The organism is Microcystis sp. M53602_WE12 (genome assembly GCF_030065455.1).
GTDB lineage: Bacteria > Cyanobacteriota > Cyanobacteriia > Cyanobacteriales > Microcystaceae > Microcystis > Microcystis aeruginosa.
In genome coordinates, this window is sequence record NZ_JASJFB010000811.1 from 1 (window position 1) to 18899 (window position 18899).

Here is an 18899-nt window from a genome sequence, read left to right on the forward strand (position 1 = left end):
CCATAAATGAAGTTTTGTCGGATTAAATAATTGGCTGAGTTGTAGAGATTTTTAGACTGCCAAGATAAATTATCTATCTCAGCCCAAAATCGATGTCCTTTCTTGATAATGTGTCTTTCTGCTACTAACATCCGTTGTCTTTTAACTCAGCGTCGGGTTTTGAAGGGTTGTCTTTTTGCCTAGTCTGATAGTTTTGTCTGTACATATTACCATGGTTGACTATATCTGACTATATTTGTATTGAAACTTTACAATACCTTTGAAGAGGTTCAGGAAAATATTAAAGAAGCGATTGAACTTTACCTTGAAGTTTTGCAAGAACGCGGGGAAACCATTCCAGAACCCACAACTAAAGTCGGTGGTTGGAGTGGCTGCAGGAGGGTTCTTGCCGACTACCCAAAAACTGCTGGGGTTTCACTGACGAAGAACAAGGGCGACCTGATCAGCTACGATTGACAGGGCAATCGCACGGGTTGTCTTGCTCTTTTTTCTCACAAATTTAATTTTCGCACAGGTCTAAGTAGGGAGGCACAATTATTTGTAGGATGGGTTAGCGGTAGCGTAACATGAGCAGGCGTTGGGTTTCATGCTTCAACCCAACCTACGTTCATCTTATATTTAATTCCACCCACCCACTTAATTGGTCTATAGTAGTGATTGTGGCTGTCCTTCTAGGTTGAGCCAAAATGGGGGGGTTCTTTTTGGCGCAAAAAATGTCCTTAAAGATGATAACCATCTCCCTTGATCTTTAGGGTCAATTATTGCCAGAAATAACCAAAATAAAGTAATTTCTTGCCATCCCCTTGCATATTTTCTCGAGCGAGCGGCTTTTCAGTCCCGAAAATCCTTACAATAGGAAATGAAGATAGCCTGAAAAGTTGGAGAATATGAATTATCTCATTGCCGTGTTAGCTGATCGCATAGAAGCAGAAGAAGCTGCCGTTGCCCTCGAAAAAGCGGGAATTCCCCAATCTCAAGTGACCATTCTCGGTCGCGGCTATAAAAGTGCCGATGAGTTCGGTTTGATCGATCCCTTCCAACAGGCCAAAAAACGGGCTACTCTCATGGCTTTTTGGCTAATTCCCTTCGGTTTTGCCGGTGGCTACCTTTTTAACCTGATTACGGGATTGCATACCTTTGATTGGGCCGGAGAACCGGGCAATCATATCGTGGGCGGCATTGCCGGGGCGATTGGGGGGGCGATGGGCAGTATTTTTGTCGGTGGTGGCGTGGGTTTATCGTCCGGCAGTGGCGATGCACTTCCCTATCGCAATCGTCTCGGTGCCGGAAAATATATTATTATCGTGCAGGGTTCCGAAAACTTGAAAAATCAAGCGACTCTTATCCTCCGTCAATTTAACCCCGAAAATCTGCAAGGATACGCCCTAGAACAGTGAACGGTTATCGGGAATAAGTTATCGGTCATTTGATTTTTTCCTAAGAATTTTTGATTAATTACCAGAAAACAATGTCACCAAGAGAAGAATTACTAAAGGGTGTCGAGAATCGCGAGGAGATAGCGAAAGTTATTGATAAAGCCGAACAAGCGATCAAGACTTGGGAAATGACGGTGACAGACTTTCTTTCTCCCGCGGTTTTAGCGGAAGTAGAACGGGTTTTTCAGCGTTTAACCGATGTGTCAATGCAAAAATGGGGCGGTTATCCCCAAGCAGAAAGACAGCGCCTCGGTATTGCTAGAGTTGATCTACCTTGGACAGTAACAGATATTCCCCTATCTGCCCTTGATATTGCCGGTAATTTTCTTTTTGATACCGCTAACCACCGGGATTTTTTAGGGGCGATGTTGGGGACGGGTATCGTCCGGGAAAAAGTCGGCGATATAATCGTTTTAGGTGAGCGAGGAGCGCAGGCGATTGTAGTGCCTGAATTGGCAGATTTTTTATGTGCTAATTTACTACAAGTGCGTTCAGTTCCCGTGAAAACTAGCCCGATTCCTTTGACGGAATTAAAAGTTAGACCACCGCAAAAAAAAGAAATTAATACGGTGGAAGCTTCCTTGCGTTTAGATGCGATCGCATCGGCGGGTTTTGGCATTTCTCGCAGTAAAATGGCCGAGGCAATTAGCGCCGGGGATGTGCGAGTTAACTGGAAAGATATCAGTCAATCTAGTTATAATGTTAAAACCGGTGATTTGATTTCTTTTCGGGGAAAAGGTCGTCTAGAAGTGGGAGAGGTTACTGTGACCAAAAAAGAGCGCTATCGGGTTCATTTAACTAGATTTATTTAGTTTTTTCTGTCTCTAGAATTTGTGATTAGACAGATTAATTGCCATGGCTGAGAATTTCGCCGTAATCGTGCAACTGTGTCAAGTTAGTCCCATCGGTAAACTATTACCGGGGGCGCTTTATGTTCATCGAGAAGCATTACATCAACTGGATCCTATCCTCCAGAATTACGAACAAAAAGCAAGAATTAATCAGCATTTATCCGAGGCAACAATAATTAAATTTAGCACCGATAAACCGAAAATATCCTATCTTTTTTATCCCGATTTTGATCGGGAACCTCACCCAGCTTTAACTAAAAGTTTAGTGGTAGATATGGGGACATTAATCTTGAGTGAATGGAATTATCAAAATGCCGATAATCCGCCCATTTTACACCGAAAAGAAACTTTTGTTACTAGGGACTATCCCCTTTATCAAGAATTCGAGCATCTCACAAAAATCGAGAGTGCTTTAGGACTTTTAAACAGTTCTCATCCCATCGGTACTAAACAGGAATGGCAACGGCTTTTAAGAAAGCATCACCTTGATTTTGCAGGAGATTATTTAGTTTGTAATCTAGAGGGACAAAGGGAAAAATCAATAATAATTGATCGCCACAAAGCTGCTCTTGTTCGCAAAACCCTTTCTCGTCCGGTAAGATTAGCATTAGCGGCGGGATTATTTCTTCCTGAAACCACTTTTTTTGATTACGGTTGTGGTTATGGAGGTGATATAGAACGCATAGCCGAACAGGGTTATCAAAGTGAAGGTTGGGATCCTTATTATCGTCCCGATAGTCCTTTAATTGAATCTGATATTGTTAATTTAGGCTATGTAATTAACGTTATTGAATCCGCCGAAGAACGGCAGGAAGCTTTATTAAAAGCTTGGCAATTAACCCGTCAAGTTTTAATTGTTTCGGCACAGATCCTAATTGATGATAGCGAACGGGGTTTAATGGCCTATGAAGATGGAATTATAACCCGTCGCAATACTTTTCAAAAATACTATCAACAGGAAGAACTAAAACAGTATATTGATAGCACTTTGGGGGTTGATTCTATTCCAATAACTTTGGGAATTTATCTGGTTTTTCGAGAGGAAGAAAAAGCCGAAATTTTTCGTTTATCGAGATGTCGTTCCCGCACTGCCACTCCTAAAATTAAAACCCATCTCAAATGCTTTGAAGATTACGAAGATTTATTGACTCCCCTGATGGAATTTTACACCCAGCAGGGACGTTTACCCGTCGCGGGAGAATTATTACAAGAGGAAGAAATTAAGGCAGAATTTGGCACTTTTAGACGCGCTTTTCAAGTGATTTTACAAGTAACAGAAGCGGAAGAATGGGAGATAATTGCTGATAAAAGACGCGCCGATCTTTTACTTTATTTAGCTTTAAGTCAATTTAGCCACTGTCCGAAAGTACGGGAATTATCCCCCGCTACCCGTGCCGATTTTAAAGCTTTATTTGGCAGTTATCGCAATGCTTGCGCTTTAGCGGAAGAAGTGTTAATAAGTGCAGGAAATTTGGTAGCGATCGCTCGTACTTGTGAAAATAGTTCCTTAGGCAAACTTTCCCGTTATTCCCTAACTATTCATATTAGCGTTTTGGAAAAATTACCGATGTTATTACGCTTATATGAAGGTTGTGCTAGTCAAACTATCGGACGGTTAGAAAATGCTAACGTTGTTCGTTTATCTTTTCGTCAACCCAAAATTTCCTATCTCTATTACCCCAATTTTGATACAGAAATTCATCCGATTTTAGCTACTAGCATGGATGTATATTTAGGTTCGGCTGATTTTAGTTTTCGTGATTATCGGGATAGTCCTAATCCGCCAATTTTACACGAAAAAGAGCTTTTAGTAACGGCTGATTATCCCAACTATGATAAATTGCTTCGCTTAACTCAATTAGAAAAGGATTGGGGATTGTTAGAAGATAGAAAAGCGATCGAACGTTTACAGGGTTGGCAAAAATGTTTAGAGGAGCATTGTGCTACAATCAAAGGCTATCAGATTCTGTGGCGAAAAGATGCTGATCCCTATAAAGTTAGGATTTTACGCGCTAAAATTCAGACCAGAAGAAATCAAAATAAGTCTTCCTGAGTAATTAAGTAAAATAGACGAGGTAATTAATTTTATGATGACTACGATTCGGTTACAAGGATTAGAAGATTTCGAGTTAAAAGCTAATGATCCTGAACAAAGAATGTTTATTTCTGGGGTTAATTGGCAACAGTACGAAACCCTCTTAAAACATTTAGAAGATAGTTCCAGTTATCGCATTACTTACTTAGATGGAATGGTAGAAATTATGGCTCCTAGTCGTCGTCACGAAGTTAGCAAAAAAAATATCGGTAGATTGGTAGAAGTTTATTTAGAATATGCTGAAATTGATTTCTGGGGATTAGGTTCCACCACTTTGCGAAAACAGGAAAAAGAAGCGGGAAAAGAACCAGATGAATGTTTTTGTTTATTTATAGAAAAAGAGTTTCCTGATTTGGCGATAGAAATAATCTTAACCAGTGGCAGCCTGAAAGTTTTAGAAGTTTATCAAAGATTGGGAACTCAAGAGGTTTGGTTTTGGCAAGATAATCAGTTAAAAATCTATTCTTTACAAGAGAATGGCGAATATATTTTAATCCCTAAAAGTGCTTTATTACCGGATTTAAATTTAGAATTATTAGCCGAATACGTCAACCATCCTAATCCCCGTCTTGCTGTCAAAGAATTTCGCTTGCGTTTAACAGAAAATTCCCAGTTATCATAACTATTATCTTTCCATGAGTTCTCAAGTAAAATTTAACCTATCTATCCTAGGGATATTTGTATTTTCTCTAGGAATAAGATTCTGGAATCTCAGTCAGTTTAATACTCTTGTTTTCGATGAAGTTTATTATGCTAAATACGGCAATGAATATCTAATCGGTAAAGAATTTTTCCAGTCTCACCCACCATTAAGTCAATATTTAATTGCTATTAGTATCTGGATTGGCTCCCATTTTCCTGCCGATCCTGAAACCATTAATAATTTAACAGGTTCCCTGCGCTCAACTTTTAGTTATCGCTGGTTAAATGCTTTCACTGGTTCTTTTATTCCCCTAATTATTGGGGGAATTGCTTATCAATTAACCCAGAGAAAAACTGTATTTTTAATCACAACTTTTCTCGCTAGTTTAGACGGATTATTTCTGGTGGAATCCCGCTATGCTCTCAATAATATTTACTTAATTTTATTCGGTTTGTCTGGACAATTATTTTTTTTATTAGCACTCCAGAAAAATTCAAACCTCAATTGGCTATTATTATCGGGAGTTTGTTTCGGTTTAGCGGCAAATATCAAATGGAATGGCTTAGGATTTTTACTGGGAATATTTATTTTTATCGGTATTGCTTGGTTAATAAAATTATTTAATCAAGAGCAGTCAAAAGATCATCTTTGGACAAAGGTAACTAACCTGAGATTAGAGTACATTTTTATCGCCTTAATTGTCTTTCCCCTAGTTACCTATAGTTTGCTGTGGATACCTCATCTTCTCGTCAACCATCAATATAATTTTTCGCAAGTACATCAAGAAATTTGGTCATTTCATCAGAGAATAAAGGGCAATCAATCTGATGTCCATCCCTATTGTTCTCCCTGGTATAGTTGGTTAGTAATGGGGCGACCTGTGGCTTATTATTTTAAGAGAGTAGGTGATAAAATTTATGATGTTCACGCTATGGGAAATCCGTTTTTATGGTGGTTTTCTACCGGAGCAATTCTAGTAGTTTTTAGTCGATTATTTAACCGAAAAGAGCGAGTAATTTCCGCCTATCTTATCTGTAACTATATTGCCAATCTGCTGCCCTGGTTAAAAATTGGTCGCTGTACCTTTCTCTATCATTATATGGCTGCCTATAGCTTCACTTGGATTGCTCTAGCTTGGCTCTTAGCCGATGGTCTAGAAAGTTCCAGTCCTATTTATAAAAATTGCTCGCGCTCGCTGATAATTTTGATAATTTTTGCTTTTATCCATTGGCTACCAATTTATTTAGGCATTCCCCTGTCAGTGCGGGATTATTATCTGAGAATGATTTTTCCCAATTGGATTTAGGATGAAATTAGCGGCAAAAACTGATACAATAAAATCATGATAAAAAGCGATCGCAAGAGTTATGGGTAAACAAAGAATCTTATCTGGTGTGCAACCAACCGGCAATTTACATTTAGGCAATTATCTCGGTGCGATCCGCAATTGGGTGGAGGGACAAAAAGACTACGATAATTTCTTTTGTGTGGTCGATTTACACGCGATCACCGTTCCCCATAATCCCGCCACTCTTGCGGAGGATACTTTAGCAATTGCCGCTCTATATTTAGCCTGCGGAATTGATTTAGAATATGCGACTATCTTTGTCCAATCCCACGTTAAAGCTCATACAGAATTAACTTGGTTATTGAATTGTATCACCCCTTTAAATTGGTTAACCGATATGATTCAATTTAAAGAAAAAGCGATTAAACAGGGGGAAAATGTTGGCACGGGTTTACTCGATTATCCCGTGCTGATGGCTGCCGATATCCTACTCTACGATGCCGATAAAGTACCCGTGGGAGAAGATCAAAAACAACATTTAGAATTAACCCGCGATATAGCTGTTAGAATTAATCATCTTTTTGGGCAACCGAAACAACCAATTTTAAAACTGCCTGATCCGATGATCCGCAAGGAAGGAGCGCGGGTGATGAGTTTAACCGATGGCCGGAATAAAATGTCTAAATCCGATCCTTCCGAGATGAGTCGGATTAATATTCTCGATAGTCCCGATGTCATTGCCAAGAAAATTAAACGCTGTAAAACCGATCTAGTGAAGGGTTTAACTTTCGATGATCCAGAACGTCCCGAATGCCATAATTTATTAACTCTCTATAGCATTTTATCGGGAAAAAGTCAAGACGTGGTTGCGGGAGAATGTGCCGAGTTAGGTTGGGGACAATTTAAACCGATGTTAACAGAAGTCACCATAGAATCTCTGCAACCTATTCAGGAAAAATACACCGAAATTAGAGATGATAAAGATTATTTAGGCACAGTTTTGCGGCAAGGTCGTCTCAAAGCAGAAGCGGTGGCCAATCAAACTCTCGATCGAGTCAAAAATGCCATGGGTTATTTACCACCATTTTAGGGATAATTTTCGGGTGCATCCCCTAATTATCAATCTACTCAGTTGAGATTTTTCAAGGAAAACTCGCTGCTTTATCAGTCAATCTTTAACTCTTGGTGGGGTTCTACCTCCCCATCCAGGGTAAGGGAAGGAGAATGATTACAAAAGTTATTAAATTAAGCACAACTCCAGTGATATTTTGGTAAAATAAGGGCATAATTGAAACTATCAAAATACTTACCTGTCCTTTGAAATTATGGTTGTAGAGTCCCAGGGGAAACAAAAAAAACTATCGTCTAGGGAAGATGAGTCTCGTCCAATTGCCAGCAAGGAACAAAACTCTTATCTAGCAGAGGGAATTGTTGATCATCAATCAACTCAGATTGCTCCTTCCTCCTTACTACAGCCATTTTCTCCAGAGTTAGAAAAAGATAGAGCCAACAAATTTAATTCTCTTAAAGAAATTCTGGTTAGTCATCTTGGTCAACCTTTTTACTCGGACAACGGCTTTATTCTTTATCAAGGAGATGCCACAGACTTTTTGTATAAACTATCTCATAGTGACATAAAAATTGACCTCACTGTTACATCACCACCTTATAATATTGGCAAAGAATATGAACGAGTTCTTTCAATCAATGACTATGTTGATTGGTGTGCTAATTGGCTGCGGCAAATTTATCAGATTACTCAAGATAACGGTGCTTTGTGGCTAAATGTTGGTTATTTAGAAGTACCAGAAAAGGGATTATGTGTTCCGATTCCCTATCTTATTTGGGATAAGTCTCCCTTTTATCTTTTACAAGAAATTGTCTGGAAATATGGGGCAGGTGTTTCTACAAAAAATCGTCTTAGTCCTCGCAATGAAAAATGGCTTTTTTATCTCAAAAATTGCCAAGAATATACTTTTAACTTAGATAATATTCGTGACCCTAACGTTAAGTATCCCAATCAAAAGAAGAATGGTAAATATCGTTGTAATCCCCTCGGCAAAAATCCTTCTGATGTGTGGGAAGTTCCTAAAGTCACTACAGGAGAAAAGCGCAGTTCTAAGGAAAGAACCGGACATCCCGCACAATTTCCTTTAGCAATTGTCGAGAGAATTATACAAGCTTCATCTAATCCGGTAGAAATAATTCTTGATCCCTTTGCTGGTTCTTGTTCCACGGGAATAGCGGCCTTGGGATTAGGAAGAATTTTTGTGGGTTTTGAAATTCGACCAGACTATTGCGAGATAGCTGCCGAGAGATTTAAAAGATTTAAAAAAGAAAGAAGCAATACTTATATTCAAGGCTCGTTATTCTAGATTTTTCGATACAATTGGAGCAATTTATAATTTTCTACGTCAGAGGAAAGACGCGATTGTTGACCTGTAGCTGCCTTTTGCCCAATCCAATCCCCAGAATCAATCCAACCGAAACGAATTAGTTTAATCTGAGGATTAGTAGTATTAGAAAACTTCTCAAAGTTAACTGCTAAATAGTATCCAGACTTACCTTTTTTGCTGTTATTAGAATTTTGAGCATAGCTTCTATTGCCATATATATGTCTAGGATCAGAGGAGGTTTTGACTTCAATTGAAAAAAAGTCATCAGGTATATAGACAATATCTTTATCAGATATACTGATATCTCCTCTCCAGAAATCGGGATATTTTGCTTTTAGTTCTAAAGGAATTAATTCATGAAGTAGAAAACCCATAATTTGAGGTTTAGGGAAGATATCCCTACCAATTCTAAAACCTTTTGTACCTAACTGAGAATTAAAAATTGATTGCCAAGATGTTAAAACAACATCAACAATTGCATCGGTAGATAGGGGATGTCTTTCCACAAGTCGTTGGGTGATAGATAACCAATTACTAGGAGAGACATCTGCATAGGGAGAATTCATCTATAGTTTTTTTCCGGCGTTATTAGATACAGTAACTAATATTAACGCAACCACCTCCCCCTATCCCAACACCTAATACTAAATTCTGTTTAAAAGGTATAGGAGAGTGGGGAACGCTGGATCAGGGAGCAGGGAAAAACAATCCATAACTTGGGAGTTAATCATAGTATTAAAAACGGATTTGGTATGATTAGCCTTTTTTAAGTTGTTTTCGCAGTTTCAAGGATTGAAACTGCGATCGCCAATAAAAGTAGCAGAGTCCGGCAGTTACCCCCAGACTAAGAATTGTTATCCCCGTGAGAATTTCCCACATCCCCGACTCGGTTACTAATATGTTGTAGTATTGTAATAAGAGGATTTTTTTCCTGAAAAATTGTCATATTTGAGGTTTTGATTATGCCTTATACAAATGAAGAAGGTGGACGCTTAAATAATTTCGCCGCCGAACCGAAAGTTTATCAAGCGGCTCCCCCGACTAAATCGCAACAACGTAATTATCTTGTCTGGGGCGTTGCTGCGATCACACTTGTGGGTGGACTGTTAGCCGTCGCTTTTTACGCATCTCAAGCTGGCTAAAATTTAGTCCCTCGTAGTTGCGATTTAGCCCCTTTCACTCCTATTTAGAGCTAAAATCACAACTACTCCCTATTTTAGGGCTTTTGACCCTGAATTAATGCCACTGCTGACTGAGACTTAGCCGCAGTCCCCTGTTTACCCTGGGATAACGCTAGACGGGCTGCTGCCTCTAAATCAGCGATCGCTTTTTCCCTGTTTCCCAATTTATAATGGGTTAAACCCCGATTGTGGTACGCTTCGGCAAAATTAGCATTGATTTTCAGACTCTCATTGTAGTCCCTTAAAGCCATTTCCTGCTGTCCGGCTCGGTTATAGGCCAAGGCGCGATTATAGAAAATGCGATCCTGTCCTCTAGTTCCCTGTAAACTCAAAGCTTTTGTGTAATCCTCGATCGCTTCTAGGTGTCTTCCCAAGTCATCCTTAGCATTACCGCGATAAATAAAGAAATCAGCAAAATTTCCGTTTAAAGCGATCGCTTTTGTGCAATCTTCCACGGCTGCCTCGTATTTTTTCGTCAGATAATGCACATAACAACGATTACCGAGAGCATTAACATAATTGGGGTTGATTGTCAAGGCCTGGGTATAATCTGCGATCGCTCGCTCGTACTGGCCGAGAACTAATTCCGCATAGCCGCGATTATAGTAAGCATCGGCATCCTTCGGCTCTAATTGTAGAGCTTGAGTAAAATCCGCAATCGCCCCTGAGTAATCCCCTGCGGTTAAACGATCCACACCCCGATTATAAAATTCTACAGCCTTCACGGGGTTAGCGGTAGTTTGAGAGACTAGGGGAGAGATAGTCAGTAAAAAAGTCGCTATAGCCATAATAATTGTCAATTTTTTCTTAATTTTCATAATCCCTTCACCTAAACAATTCAAGGTAAAATTAAACAGCCCTACTCACAGGTCAAAATATCATGATTAAATCTCTTTTGGCGACTTTCCTCCTAATTACCACCCTCCTCTTAACCGGTTGTGCAACTCCCATCGCTGGACTGCAAGGATACACCAGTGACAGCCAAGGCTATCAATTTTTATATCCTAAGGGTTGGACGCAGGTGGATGTGAAAAAAGTTGCAGGAGTAGATGTGGTTTTTCATGACCTGATCGAAACTAGCGAAAATTTAAGCGTTATTATTAACCCCGTCCCCGACAATAAAACCTTAACAGATTTAGGTACTCCCTCGGAAGTGGGCTATCGTCTCCTGAAAAATAACAGTCTTAACCCCAATCTCGATAAGGAAGTAGAATTAATTCGCTCAGAATCCCATCAAATCGACGGTCAAGATTATTATATCCTCGAATATCAAGTTAAATTAGCCAACGGTCAAGAACGTCATAATCTGGCCAGCGTCACGGTTAATAATCATAAACTCTATTCTTTTAATCTTTCCACTTCCCAAAAACGTTGGACGCAAATTCAAGAACTCTTTGAAACTATCGTTGATTCTTTCTCGGTTAGTTAAATGTCAGAGGATAGGAAATTTTCAGTAAAATGTAGGGTGCGTTAGACGGCAAAAATTCCTGTTTTGACTTAAAGGTAAAAATCCGTCGTAACGCACCACTGGCAATAGGCAATAGTAAAATGTAGTAAAATGTAGTGGACTGTTTCAACTAAAATAGGGCAATAGATTTTGGCTTAAAGTCTTAGATTATAGAATTTATAGCATTTTTCTAATACACCAAATTAGCTGAAACAGTCCAGTAGGGTGCGTTAGACGGCAAAAATTCCTGTTTTGACTTAAAGGTAAAAATCCGTCGTAACGCACCACCTATCATCAACTAGGTAGCCGGTTACAATTAAAGATAACATACAAAGAACCAGAAGCCTGTCCCACTATCTAACAATTAATTGAGATTACTTACTGAATGAGTAATCAGTAATCAGTGGGGAACTGATAACTGATAACTGATAACTGATAACCGGTAACTGATAACTGATAACTGATAACTGAATATGAGTAACTCGGAAGAAAATAGACTAGATAGACTCGAATCTCTTGCTGAAAATACCCTAACAGAACTACGGGAGATTAAATCAGGACTACAGGAGATTAGATTAGGATTACAGGAGATTAAATTAGGACTACAGGAAACCAATCAGGGATTAAAAGAAACTAGAGCGATCGCTAATTCTAACGCCAAATCGATCGAAGCGTTAACTAATAGTCTTGCTGAGTCTAAAAAAGAATGGGAAAAAGACAGACGGGGACTTTATCAACTGCTAGGACAATTAACTCGATCGAGGTCGGATTTTTATGAGGTTCAGTCGGATTTTTACAATCGATTTGACAAGGAAGAAAGACAATCCCGCATGGTTGAGATTTTAGATCGTTATTTTCCCCCCTAAAATCCTGCCAATTCCTAGCAGAAATAGCTAAAAATCTGATAACTGATGGTGGGTTACGGCAAATAGATAAATTGATAATTAAGTCTAATAATTTGCCATTGCCTAACCCACCCTACCTAACTTTTATCCTTTTGACTTTTTACTTTAAAAATTATGTCCATTCCCTTGATTCTTGCTTCCGCTTCTCCTGCGCGCAAAAAACTATTACAAATGGTGGGAATCGATCCGATTGTGCGGGTGAGTAACTTTGATGAATCGACAATTAATGCTGATGATACTCTCCATCTTGTCCAAACTTTAGCCCAATGTAAAGCGCAAACGATCGCCCCTAAATTTGATACAGGATTGATTCTTGGTTGCGATTCCGTCTTAGAAGTAGCGGGGGAAGTCTATGGCAAACCCAAGGATAAATCAGAAGCGATTGATCGTTGGCAAAAAATGCGCGGTCTGGTGGGTACACTCTATACAGGTCATGCTTTAATCGATCGAGTTAATCATCAAACTTTGACTCGTTGTGGGATCACTAAAGTTCACTTTGCCAATATCAGCGATGAAACAATTATTGCCTACGTTGACACCGAAGAACCCCTCAAATGTGCCGGCTGTTTTGCCCTAGAAGGAAAGGGGGGTCTATTCGTGGAAAGATTAGAGGGATGTCACAGTAATGTTATCGGTTTAAGTTTGCCCCTATTTAGGCAGATGTTAACGGATTTTGGCTACCAAATCACTGACTTTTGGTGATCTTTTTGCCGATGATTTCCCCAAATTTATTGACAAAAAGACTTGACAAATTCTCAGATTTGCGTTAACCTTTTATTATAATGGGAATCCGTGTCGCCCTGCGAACCCCTCTTTTTTCTATCGGATAGCCCCAAAATTTTTAACCCTTTCCTTTTCACTTTTTCCCGAAAAAACTATGTCTTGCTTGCGCGTGGGAATTGCCGGTCCGGTGGGTTCAGGAAAAACAGCCCTGCTCGATGCCCTGTGTAAAAATTTGCGGGATCAATATCCGATCGCCGTAGTCACCAATGACATTTATACTCAAGAAGATGCCCAATTTTTAGTGCGATCGCAAGCTTTAGACCCGGAAAGAATTTTAGGAGTAGAAACGGGAGGATGTCCCCATACAGCTATTCGCGAAGATGCCTCAATTAACTTAGTTGCCATTGAACAGTTAGAGAGAAAATTTGCTAACTTAAAGTTAATTTTTCTGGAAAGTGGTGGCGACAATTTAGCGGCAACCTTTAGCCCCGAATTAGTAGATTTAACCATCTATGTGATTGACGTGGCAGCCGGAGATAAAATTCCTCGCAAGGGGGGACCGGGTATCACCAAATCGGATTTATTGGTAATTAATAAAATAGATTTAGCCCCGATGGTGGGGGCAGATTTAGGAGTGATGGATAGAGATGCCAAAAAGATGCGCGGAGATAAACCCTTTATCTTCACCAACTTAAAAACACGGGAAGGATTAGAGCGAGTGATTGCCTTTATCGAAAAGAATTTATAATAACTATTGCTAGGAATAAAAAAGAGAGCGCCAGAAAAATTTAGGTAAAGCTAACATTCTTTTCCAGCGCCAAGGTTCCTGATAGAGTCGATACAACCACTCTAAATTATTGTCACAGAAAAAGCGAGGGGCGCGGATTTTTGTCCCGGACCAGATATCAAAACTACCCCCCACACCTACCCAGATAGCTTGGGGACAGAGATATCGATGTTCCCTAATCCAATATTCCTGTCGGGGTACTCCCAACCCAACTAAAATTAACCGCGGTTGTTGATCTTTTAATACCTCAATCCAATCGGACATTTCCTCGGAGGATAGATAACCATGGTTAGCCAGAATACGGATATTAGGTATCTTTTTTTGCCAATTACTTGCCGCTTTTTCCGTAATCCCCGGTTGACCACCAAAAAAAGCAATAGGAAAACTCTCTCCCTGCATTCCTAACTCAGTAATTAAGGATTCTGATAATTCAATACCGGGGCAGCGGGTTTGTTTTCTGCCCCTTAATTTTAAGTAAATAACAATCCCCGCGCCGTCGGGAATAACTAAATCTGCTTCCCGAATAACTTGGGCAACTTTAGCATCATTTTCCCCTAACATTGCCATTTCTGCATTGAGAGTGACAACGTGGGAACCAAAACCTTGATAGGCGCGATCTATTAACCAACGACTGTAGTTATCGAGAAGATGAACCGGTAAACCAAGAACCGAATATTTGGGGGGAGTTTCTAACATAAGTAGGTAGGTGTTAAAAGTTGTCAGACACCCCCCTTATCAAGGGGGGATTAAGGGGGGATCGGCACCCCCCTTATTAAGGGGGGCAGGGGGGATCAGAGGCAAAATCTATCTTCAATTTAATTATAAATACTTACTTATAAGTCATCTTGATTTAGTTGTCATTTTATCGAGAAATTGGCACAAAATCTACCCCAAAACTAGAACGAGAACCGGGTTTAACTACCACTAATTGCACGGATTGATTGCGATCGCCAGACGGTAAAAATCGCACTGGATTAGTCGCCCCGGAAACAGAAAAATCACTGCTTCTTAACGCCTGTTGAACTCCCTCTCGGCTAGATTCTGCCTTAATGCCAGCGATTAAAGCCTGGGTAGCGTCATAGGCGGTAGCAGTGCGCCAATTTACGTCTCCTTGCCACAATTGGCGGGAATTATTCACAAAAGGACTGTTCGGATTAGCCCCTAAATGCCAAGCGATAGCGACAACCATGCCCAAGGCATTTTTTCCGCCTACATCCAGAGTTTTGGGGCTATAAACGTCATCACCCGCCACAATCGGTAATTTTTGACCATTGATTTGAACCACCTGCAAAGCCTTATCTAGGGTACCACTATCCCCAAGAAGGGCGATTAGATTTGCTCCCTCCTGTTGAGCTTGTTGGAGGCTTTTAGAAGGGGTAAAAGTGAGGGAAGATAGATCAAATTCACTCACCACTTGACCTCCTCCTAATCCTAAAGCGGTGATAAATTCAGATTTTAGGGATTGACTATAATTACTTTGGGAGTTAAAAAATACCACTGCCTTGACGTTAGGAATTTTTTGCAAGCTAGATTCGGCTAATGCCCGTGCCGCCACAAAATCACTGGGAACAGAACGAAAGATATAGTCACCAAAATTGGAGAGTTTAACTGAGGTACTGATGGGGGAAATCATTACTAATCCCGCTTTTTGATAGATAGCGGCTGCGGCTAAAGAGGTGTCACTGCTAGTGTGTCCTACTACTCCTAAAATGCTGTTATCAGCCGTTAATTTTTGGGCAATTTGAGCGGCAATTTCGGGATGATCAGCATCATCAGCAATGAGAACTTTTAAAGGAGTGCCATTAATTCCTCCAGTTTGATTGATTTGATTTTGAGATTGGGCAACTCCTCGTAAAACTTCTAGGGCGGTGTTGACATTGCTCCCAATTGGCACGGAAACGGCGATAGTATAGGACTTAGCTTGACCAATACGGGCGTTATTTAAGTAGATGAGAGCTTCCGGATCATTTTGATTAGCTCGCAGGGATTTTTCTAGGAGGTAAACTGCTTGCTGAAAGTCTCCTTTCCCGATTGCCTGTATGGCAGCTTGTTTGTCCGAAGAAGCCCCTTCAACTATTAATAAGTTTTCCCCTTGACTAAATTTTGCTTGTGCCGATACCGATTTTTGCTCCGGTGATATTTTCTCGATTTCAGAAATATTGTTTGGGTTATTTTTTCCTTGAAAACGATTGTATAACCACCAACTACCTGCCCCAAAAAATATTAGGGTAATCACCAAGGCTAAAAGCAGGGTAACGGTCTCATTTTTCTTGCTCATGGGCTGATCAACTAAGATTAAATTAATGGTTTAATCGAGATTTATAGTTAATAAAAGTACCAATTCAAGTCTGAATGGCAACAAGATACGATCTACCTTGATAGAATACCTCATGTGGGGTCTGATAGTCAAGACATTGTTTAAATGTGTCTTAGCTTATTAGCCATACTTTACCTTTTTGTTTGGGATTGTTCTAAATGTTTTACCAAAACATTTGAGGATAAAGGACCGTGTAAATGACTCCAGGGTAAAACCTGTTCTAAACGCCATTGCTGATGAACGTAATAATCTAGAGGGGGAATTTGTCCTTTTAGTTCCTTAAAAGCCCGTTTATAACTGCCTAAAGAATCACCGTAGCCACGGGTTAATTCTAACAGGGAAGTCAAGCGGCGATCGCCTCTAGATAATAGGGCTTGAATCACTGACCAATTATAACTCTCTGGTCGAAATTCTATACCCTGTTTACCTAATTGTTTCTCTAGATATTTTAATCTTTTTTCGGCCATTTTATTAACGCCAAACCACTGAAAAGGAGTATGGGATTTAGGCACAAAGGTGCTGCAACCGAAAGAGATTCGCAGTCCAGAGGCGGCTTTTTTTAAGGCTATTAACATTTCCACAGTTGCCGCAATATCTTCGGTTTCTTCTCCCGGTATTCCCACCATACCATAGAGTTTTATCCCTTTTAAACCGCCCGCTTTAGCATTAATAGCAGCTTGGATAATTTCATCATTGGCTAACTTTTTGTTGATAATTTCCCGCAAGCGATCGGAACCACTTTCTACGGCAATAGTAATTGATTTGGTGTCTCTTTGGGATAAAATTCTGGCTAATTTTTCCGTGACAGTATTAGTTCTAACTGAGGCGATCGAGAGTCTAACTCCCTCAAATTTTGGTTGAAAAAGATAATCAAGTAAGGTTTCAAATTCGGGATGTTGGCTGACAGAAGCACCTAATAAACCAAGGCGATCTGTCACTTTTAAACCTTTTTCAATGGCAGGGATTAAAGATTCTAAACTAGCGGTACGAAAGGGTAAAGTTAGATAACTAGCTAAACAAAAACGGCACATTTCTGGGCAACTTCGCACCACCTCTACCATATAAATATTCTCCCATGCCGCTTGTTTTGTTACCACCGTAGAAGCCGAAAGGGTATTACTGCGATAGGTTTGTTTACTAACAAAGGTAGGAACATTATTATCTATGGGTAGAATTGCCGTAATTTCACCTTCTGGACTGTCATAATTAACGGTATATAAACTAGGAACATACACCCCCGGAACCTGGGCTAAATGACGGAGTTTTATCGGGCGATCAGCGTTTCTCACCTCTTGATAGGCATTAATAAAATCAGCAATTAAATTTTCACCATCTCCCAATAAAATTACATCAAAAAAAGCGGCAAAAGGTTCGGGATTAGCAGTTAAAACTGGTCCACCTCCGAAAATTATCGCTTGCTGATCTTGCCGTTGATGACTGTGACAGGGAATTTCTAAAGATTCCAACAGCGAGAGGATATTAACATAGTCTAATTCCCAGGAAAAGGAAAAGCCAACTAATTCGGGATAACGGGGGAAAGATTCTTGAAAATCCGTAAATAAACGACTAACTTGTATATCCGATCGCAGGGCTAAAGTTGCCCAAACAATTTGATAACCTAAACTGGTTATACCCACAGAATACTGATTAGGAAAGGCAAAAATAGTTCTAAGGGCATCACTGTGGGGTATTGCGGGAGTAAAGAGTAGTTTTTCGTCTTGTAAGATGGTCATTTCAGTTATCAGTTATCAGTTATCAGTTATCAGTTATCAGTTATCAGTTATCAGTTATCAGTGACTACCAGCAGTCTTCAGTAGCTTTTAATTTTCATTCTCTTGAAAGGGGAGGCTTGTTACCTCTTGTTTTTGGTCATATAAGTAGGTGGGTGGAATTAAATATAAGATGAACGTAGGTTGGGTTGAAGAATGAAACCCAACGCCCGATTATGTTACGCTACTGCTAACCCATCCTACAAATAATTGTGCCTCCCTACTTATAAGTTTAATTTAATCCGGAGGTGAAGGAGGGGAAAATATCTCAATATACAGTTCTAGGATCATATCTCAGGTTATGATCCTAGGGAGTCGGGGGTCAAGAACAAATTTAAGTTATACTTCCTCCCTAGGGATAGCTATTGTATTTACAGGAGATTTTCTCTTATATCCTAGCAATTTTCACAGCTTAACTAGGTGTCGATTTTATTCCTGAGCGCTGCTTTCAAGCAAATCTTGATCTCCTTCACCCCAACCAGAACGAAATCTATGAATAACCCAGAAGAATACGTTATGATCATGGCGAAAATCCTAGATTTAGCCATTCCCGATCGCTATTTAAATTCTGTGGTTGAAAACTGGCAACGCTTGCAAGAAATCGCCAGTTTAGTGACAGAATTTCCCTTAGAGGATGACGGGGAAAGCGCCCTCAGCTTTGAACCATGACTATTTCTGTGTGCAATTTAGCTCGATCAATCCAAAATCGTCAAACTAGCGCCTTAGAAGTTATTAATCGGACTTTAGCGGAGATAGAGGCGAAAAATCGCCATTTAAATTGCTTTACCGACATTTTACACCCTAGAGCGCTCGCTCAAGCCCAAAAAATCGATCTAGCGATCGCTGATGGGGAACCCGTCGGTGTCTTAGCAGGAGTCCCCTTCGCCGTCAAAAATCTCTTTGATATCGAGGGTATTGTCACCGCTCAACTAAACTTACTCAAACTTACTTAAAAGCCTGAAAGCTTAGTCATTCGTAGTGGGTCAAGCACTACAGGATTAAACGGCAAACCCTTTATTCCCTGGTCAATGACATCAGGAATTACTTTTCTAATGATGTTA

19 protein-coding genes and 1 pseudogene are annotated in these 18899 nt (G+C 40.0%); 15 read left to right on the top strand and 5 right to left on the bottom strand.

Translation table 11 applies throughout. The features are described from left to right. Nucleotides 1–240: 240 nt before the first annotated feature. From PX482_RS24825 to PX482_RS24860, 8 genes are all read left to right on the top strand, one after another. Nucleotides 241–456 carry a type II toxin-antitoxin system HicB family antitoxin gene (locus PX482_RS24825; protein ID WP_002759014.1) on the top strand — a complete coding sequence of 72 codons (216 nt, stop codon included), beginning with the start codon at nucleotides 241–243 and terminating at the stop codon, nucleotides 454–456. A 431-nt stretch (nucleotides 457–887) separates the two neighbouring features. Next, a complete protein-coding gene (locus tag PX482_RS24830; RefSeq protein WP_002759013.1) occupies nucleotides 888–1397 on the top strand; it encodes a hypothetical protein in 510 nt (169 codons plus the stop codon). 71 nt (nucleotides 1398–1468) lie between these two features. Continuing rightward, nucleotides 1469–2248, top strand: coding sequence for a photosystem II electron transport protein, Sll1252 family (locus PX482_RS24835; protein ID WP_002759012.1), 780 nt, complete (start codon nucleotides 1469–1471; stop codon nucleotides 2246–2248). 43 nt (nucleotides 2249–2291) lie between these two features. Further along, nucleotides 2292–4340: a DNA phosphorothioation-associated putative methyltransferase gene (locus tag PX482_RS24840; protein WP_002759011.1), complete on the top strand. Its 2049-nt coding sequence runs from the start codon at nucleotides 2292–2294 to the stop codon at nucleotides 4338–4340. A 34-nt stretch (nucleotides 4341–4374) separates the two neighbouring features. Then, nucleotides 4375–5004 carry a Uma2 family endonuclease gene (locus PX482_RS24845; protein WP_002759010.1) on the top strand — a complete coding sequence of 210 codons (630 nt, stop codon included), beginning with the start codon at nucleotides 4375–4377 and terminating at the stop codon, nucleotides 5002–5004. Nucleotides 5005–5017: 13 nt separating this feature from the next. After that, nucleotides 5018–6331 carry a dolichyl-phosphate-mannose--protein mannosyltransferase gene (locus PX482_RS24850; protein ID WP_002759009.1) on the top strand — a complete coding sequence of 438 codons (1314 nt, stop codon included), beginning with the start codon at nucleotides 5018–5020 and terminating at the stop codon, nucleotides 6329–6331. 61 nt (nucleotides 6332–6392) lie between these two features. After that, on the top strand, nucleotides 6393–7403 hold the full coding sequence (gene trpS, locus PX482_RS24855; RefSeq protein ID WP_002759008.1) for a tryptophan--tRNA ligase: 1011 nt from the start codon (nucleotides 6393–6395) through the stop codon (nucleotides 7401–7403). A gap of 235 nt (nucleotides 7404–7638) precedes the next feature. Beyond that, complete coding sequence (locus PX482_RS24860) at nucleotides 7639–8688, top strand: DNA-methyltransferase (protein ID WP_002759006.1); 1050 nt, start codon at nucleotides 7639–7641, stop codon at nucleotides 8686–8688. Here the strand turns inward: PX482_RS24860 and PX482_RS24865 are convergent. Then, entirely contained in the window at nucleotides 8685–9275 is a 591-nt protein-coding gene (locus tag PX482_RS24865; RefSeq protein ID WP_002759004.1) for a ScaI family restriction endonuclease, read from the bottom strand. The two genes, PX482_RS24860 and PX482_RS24865, sit on opposite strands and share 4 nt — an antisense overlap. A 396-nt stretch (nucleotides 9276–9671) precedes the next feature. Between PX482_RS24865 and psb34 the strand changes: the two genes are divergently transcribed. Beyond that, nucleotides 9672–9851, top strand: a complete 180-nt coding sequence (gene psb34, locus PX482_RS24870; protein WP_002759001.1) for a photosystem II assembly protein Psb34 — start codon at nucleotides 9672–9674, stop codon at nucleotides 9849–9851. A 74-nt stretch (nucleotides 9852–9925) separates the two neighbouring features. On the opposite strand, the gene PX482_RS24875 is transcribed toward psb34, so the two are convergent. Continuing rightward, nucleotides 9926–10708, bottom strand: a complete 783-nt coding sequence (locus PX482_RS24875; RefSeq protein WP_002759000.1) for a tetratricopeptide repeat protein — start codon at nucleotides 10706–10708, stop codon at nucleotides 9926–9928. Nucleotides 10709–10770: 62 nt separating this feature from the next. On the opposite strand from PX482_RS24875, the gene psbP reads away from it, so the two are divergent. From psbP to ureG, 4 genes are all read left to right on the top strand, one after another. Continuing rightward, nucleotides 10771–11319 (top strand): photosystem II reaction center PsbP, encoded by a 549-nt coding sequence (psbP, locus tag PX482_RS24880; RefSeq protein WP_288095422.1) that lies wholly within the window; start codon nucleotides 10771–10773, stop codon nucleotides 11317–11319. Nucleotides 11320–11810: 491 nt separating this feature from the next. Then, complete coding sequence (locus PX482_RS24885; RefSeq protein WP_288032777.1) at nucleotides 11811–12203, top strand: hypothetical protein; 393 nt, start codon at nucleotides 11811–11813, stop codon at nucleotides 12201–12203. Between the two features lie 153 nt (nucleotides 12204–12356). Further along, a complete protein-coding gene (locus tag PX482_RS24890) occupies nucleotides 12357–12944 on the top strand; it encodes a Maf family protein (protein ID WP_288095421.1) in 588 nt (195 codons plus the stop codon). A 175-nt stretch (nucleotides 12945–13119) separates the two neighbouring features. Continuing rightward, nucleotides 13120–13713 carry an urease accessory protein UreG gene (gene ureG / locus PX482_RS24895; protein WP_002758991.1) on the top strand — a complete coding sequence of 198 codons (594 nt, stop codon included), beginning with the start codon at nucleotides 13120–13122 and terminating at the stop codon, nucleotides 13711–13713. A gap of 9 nt (nucleotides 13714–13722) precedes the next feature. On the opposite strand, the gene PX482_RS24900 is transcribed toward ureG, so the two are convergent. The 3 genes from PX482_RS24900 to PX482_RS24910 all read right to left on the bottom strand — a co-directional run bounded on the left by PX482_RS24900 (nucleotide 13723) and on the right by PX482_RS24910 (nucleotide 17802). Next, on the bottom strand, nucleotides 13723–14448 hold the full coding sequence (locus PX482_RS24900) for a WecB/TagA/CpsF family glycosyltransferase (protein WP_288027657.1): 726 nt from the start codon (nucleotides 14446–14448) through the stop codon (nucleotides 13723–13725). A gap of 166 nt (nucleotides 14449–14614) precedes the next feature. Continuing rightward, nucleotides 14615–16030 carry an ABC transporter substrate-binding protein gene (locus tag PX482_RS24905; protein ID WP_288123159.1) on the bottom strand — a complete coding sequence of 472 codons (1416 nt, stop codon included), beginning with the start codon at nucleotides 16028–16030 and terminating at the stop codon, nucleotides 14615–14617. A 170-nt stretch (nucleotides 16031–16200) separates the two neighbouring features. Beyond that, on the bottom strand, nucleotides 16201–17802 hold the full coding sequence (locus PX482_RS24910; RefSeq protein ID WP_288123161.1) for a B12-binding domain-containing radical SAM protein: 1602 nt from the start codon (nucleotides 17800–17802) through the stop codon (nucleotides 16201–16203). A gap of 528 nt (nucleotides 17803–18330) precedes the next feature. On the opposite strand from PX482_RS24910, the gene PX482_RS24915 reads away from it, so the two are divergent. Together PX482_RS24915 and PX482_RS24920 are read left to right on the top strand one after the other, a co-directional pair. After that, a complete protein-coding gene (locus tag PX482_RS24915; RefSeq protein ID WP_002758987.1) occupies nucleotides 18331–18507 on the top strand; it encodes a DUF4089 domain-containing protein in 177 nt (58 codons plus the stop codon). After that, nucleotides 18504–18761: pseudogene (locus PX482_RS24920) on the top strand (amidase family protein); the annotation flags it as partial. The gene PX482_RS24915 and the pseudogene PX482_RS24920, both read left to right, overlap by 4 nt. Nucleotides 18762–18899: the final 138 nt, after the last annotated feature.